The organism is Lysobacter enzymogenes (assembly GCF_017168095.1).
Lineage (GTDB): Bacteria > Pseudomonadota > Gammaproteobacteria > Xanthomonadales > Xanthomonadaceae > Lysobacter > Lysobacter enzymogenes_D.
Map to the genome: position 1 here is coordinate 1 of NZ_LXSD01000095.1, position 3399 is coordinate 3399.

General features: G+C 74.7%; 3 protein-coding genes. All 3 read right to left on the reverse strand.

Annotated elements, in window-relative coordinates:
- The coding region (locus A7A76_RS02720) for a BatD family protein (protein WP_206409752.1) at positions 1-795 on the reverse strand (795 nt) is incomplete at its 3' end.
- A gap of 5 nt (positions 796-800) precedes the next feature.
- Entirely contained in the window at positions 801-2570 is a 1770-nt protein-coding gene (locus tag A7A76_RS02725) for a VWA domain-containing protein (RefSeq protein ID WP_206409753.1), read from the reverse strand.
- A partial coding sequence (locus A7A76_RS02730; protein ID WP_206409754.1) for a vWA domain-containing protein occupies positions 2567-3399 on the reverse strand: 833 nt, incomplete at its 5' end. The genes A7A76_RS02730 and A7A76_RS02725, both read right to left, overlap by 4 nt.

Consider the following 3399-nt stretch of genomic DNA (forward strand, 5'->3'; position numbering starts at 1 on the left):
CGCGGCGCGCACCTGCAGCGGGCGCGAGCGGCTGGCGGCGCGGCGCGGGTCGCCGCCGCTGCCCATCAGCTGTTCGATCATGGTCGTGCCGACCCGGCCCTCGAACACCGCGCCCGGCATCACCAGGCTGCCGCTGCGCTCGGGCACCAGCAGGTAGCGGCGTTCGTAGACGGTGTAGACCGTGCCGTTGTAGGTGCGCTGGTACTGGATGTCTTCGCCGACCTTGGTCAGCGAGGCGCCGTCCGGCGCGGGCTGGTCGAGCTTGCCGCTGAGCACCGGCATCGCCGCGTACAGCCGCACCACCCAGCCCACCGCCTGCTGCACGTAGGGGCTGCTGTCGTCGGGCACCGATTCCATGTACAGCTCGGCGGTGCCGATCGCCTGGTCCGGCGCCGGCGCCGGCGCGGCTTCGACGGTGAGCTCCAGCGGCGCGGTGCGCGCGCCGGCCACGCTCAGCGCCGGGATCGTCAGCCGGCCGCTGCGCAGCGGCCGCAGCACCGCGGTGTAGCGGCTGCGCGCGACCATGCCGTTGGCGCCGGGCTCGATGCGGGTGTCGACGCCGCGGTCGAGCAGTTCGAAGTCCGCCGCCAGCGGCGAGTAGTCGGGCTGGCCGCCGACGCTGGCGGTGGTCTCCACGTTCAAGGTCGCGGTCTCGCCGGCGCGGATGCTGCTGCGGTCCAGCCAGGCGCGCGTCTGCGCCGCGGCGCCGGCGCCGAAACCGGCCAGCAGCAGGCCGGCCAGCAGCACACAGGCCAGGCGCAGGCGCGCGGCGGGATTGGGCAGGTTGCGCGACATCGGCCTCACTCTCCGTTCAACGCCGACATCTGCCGGCGCAAGTATTCGTTCTTGAACCGCTCGCGCAGCAGGCTGCCGGGGTCGTCCGGCACCCGCTTGAGCCAGGCGTCGTTGGCTTGCTGGCGCTCGCGCTGGGCCGGCGTGCGCGCCGGTTCGCGCTCGCCCTTGGGCGGCGGCGGCTTCGGCGGCTGTCCGCGCTGGCGCTCGAGTTCGCGCTGCATGCGCTCGCGCTGTTCCTGGTCGGCGCGGCGCTGGGTTTCCGGGTCGTCGGCGGGCTTGGGCTGCGGGCTTTGCCGGCCGTCGGGATCGGGCTTCTGCGGCCGGTCCTGCGGCCGGTCCTCGGGCTTGCCGTCGGGCTTGCGCTGCGGATCCTGCGGCTGCGGCTGGTTTTTCTGCTGCTGCGATCCGGGCGAAGGCTTCTGCTGGCCCTGCCCGTCCTGGTTCTTCTGCGGCGGCCGCTTCATCGCCGCTTCCACCGCCTGCTTGTTGGCGATCGCATCGGCCATGCCCGGCGCGAGCTTGAGCGCGCGGTCGTAGGCGGCGATCGCCTCGGGGTAGCGGCCCTGGCGCGCGAGCGCGTTGCCCAGGTTGTACTGCGCATCGGCGCCCTGGCCGCGCTGGTAGAGCTCGGCGGCGCGTTCGAACTGGCCGGCGTGGTAGGCGTCGTTGCCTTCGACCACGCGCGCGTGCGCGCTCTGGTCGGCGCGCTGCCACAGCGACTGCGCGCGCGCCGGCGCGGGCGCCAGCGGCAGGCCCAGGCACAGCAGCAGCGCCAGCGCGCCGGCGCCGCTGCGGCGGCGGAACGCCAGCAATCCCAGCACCAACAACACCGGCAGCAACCAATAACCGTCGTCTTCGCGCGCCAGCCGTTTCTCGCCCAGGCCGGCGCCGGCGCCGGTTTCGCCGCGGCCGCCGCTGGCGATGTCGAGCGCGCGCAGGTCGGCGTCGTCGGCGCTCAGCGGCGCGTAGCGGCCGTCGCCGGCGCGGGCAAGCTCCTGCAGCGACGGCGCGTCGAGCCGGACCTTGACGATGCGCCCGTCGGGCCGCTGGAACGCGGCGCCGGCGGCGCTGCCCAGGCCCAGCACCGAAACCGCATAGCCGTCGCCGGCGGCCTTGGCCGCGGCGCGGTCGACCGCGCTGTCGCTGCGGTCGGTGATCAGCACGATGCGGCCGCGGTTGAAGCCGCCCTGGCGCAGCAGCCGCGCCGACCAGGCGATCGCGCGGTCGGCGTTCTGGCCGTCGCCGGGCATGATGTCCGGCGCCAGCGCGTCGAGGAACACCCGCACGTTGTCGGGGTCGTCGGTCAGCGGGGCGACGGTGAAGGCGTCGTCGGCGTAGACCACCAGCGCGGTCTGGCCGCTGCCGGCGCGGCGGCGCAGCAGTTCGGCCAGCTTGGCCTTGGCCTGGGCCAGGCGGCTCGGCGGCAGGTCGCCGGCGAGGCTGCGGCTGGACAGGTCCAGCGCCACCACCATCGGCATGTTGCTCTGCCACAGCGGCTGTTCGCCCTGCGACCAACTGGGCCCGGCCAGCGCCAGCACCGCCAGCGCATATCCGAACGCCCCCGCGCCGACCGCCAGTTGCGAGCGCCGGCCCGGCGCGGCATCGAGCAGGTGCGGCAGCAGGTGCGCGTCGACCGCGCCCTGCCAGACGTTGCGCCGGCGGCGGCCGCGCCACCACCACGCGCCCAGCGGCGGCAGGGCCAGCAGCGCCCACAGCCAGTGCGGGCGCAGGAAGATCAGCGGCGCGAGATGCTCGAACCAGGACGACGGATTCATGCCGGCCTCCGCCGCGGCCACAGGAACGCCAGCAAGGCCAGCGCCAGCGCGCCGGCCAGCGGCACCGGATAGCGCTCGATGCGCGGACGCACCGCCTTGCCTTCGCGCGCGACTGGTTCGAGCCGGTCGATCTCGGCGTAGATGCCGGCCAGCTCGCTGGTGTCGCGGGCGCGGAAGAAGCGCCCGCCGGTTTGTTCGGCGATCCGGCGCAGGGTCGGCTCATCGACTTCGGCCGCGCCGCCCGGCGTGGGCAGACGCACCCCGAACAGGGTCAGGCCGCCGTCGCCGCCGAAGGCGATGGTGTGGATGCGCACGCCTTCGTCGTGGGCGATCTGGGCGCCGCGCATCGGGTCGGGCGGCGCGTTGTTGACGCCGTCGGTAAGCAGGATCAGCACGCGTTCGTGCTCGGGCAACTGGCGCAGGCGCCGCACCGACAGGCCGATGGCTTCGCCGATCGCGGTCTCCTGCCCGGCCAGGCCGACTTCGCTGTTGCCGAGCTGTTCGCGCACGGTGTCGCGGTCCAGGGTCAGCGGCGCCAGCACGTAGGCGCGGCTGCCGAACACCACCAGGCCGACGCGGTCGCCGACGCGGCGGTCGAGGAAGTCGGCCAGCACCGCCTTGGCCGCGGTCAGGCGGTCGACGGTGCGGCGGCCCAGGGTCATGTCCTGTTCGCTCATGCTGCCCGACAGGTCCAGCGCCAGCATCATGCCGCGACCGACCTGCGGCGGCCGGATCGGCTCGCCGAGTTGCTGCGGCCGCGCCGCGGCCACGCACAGCAGCGCCCAGGCCAGCCACAGCAGCCAGCCGGCGCCGCCGCCGCGCAGGCCGC

Excerpts from the sequence above, each read along its gene's own strand:
- A7A76_RS02725 (WP_206409753.1), bottom strand. The coding sequence starts at position 2,570 with ATGAATCCGTCGTCCTGGTTCGAGCATCTCGCGCCGCTGATCTTCCTG.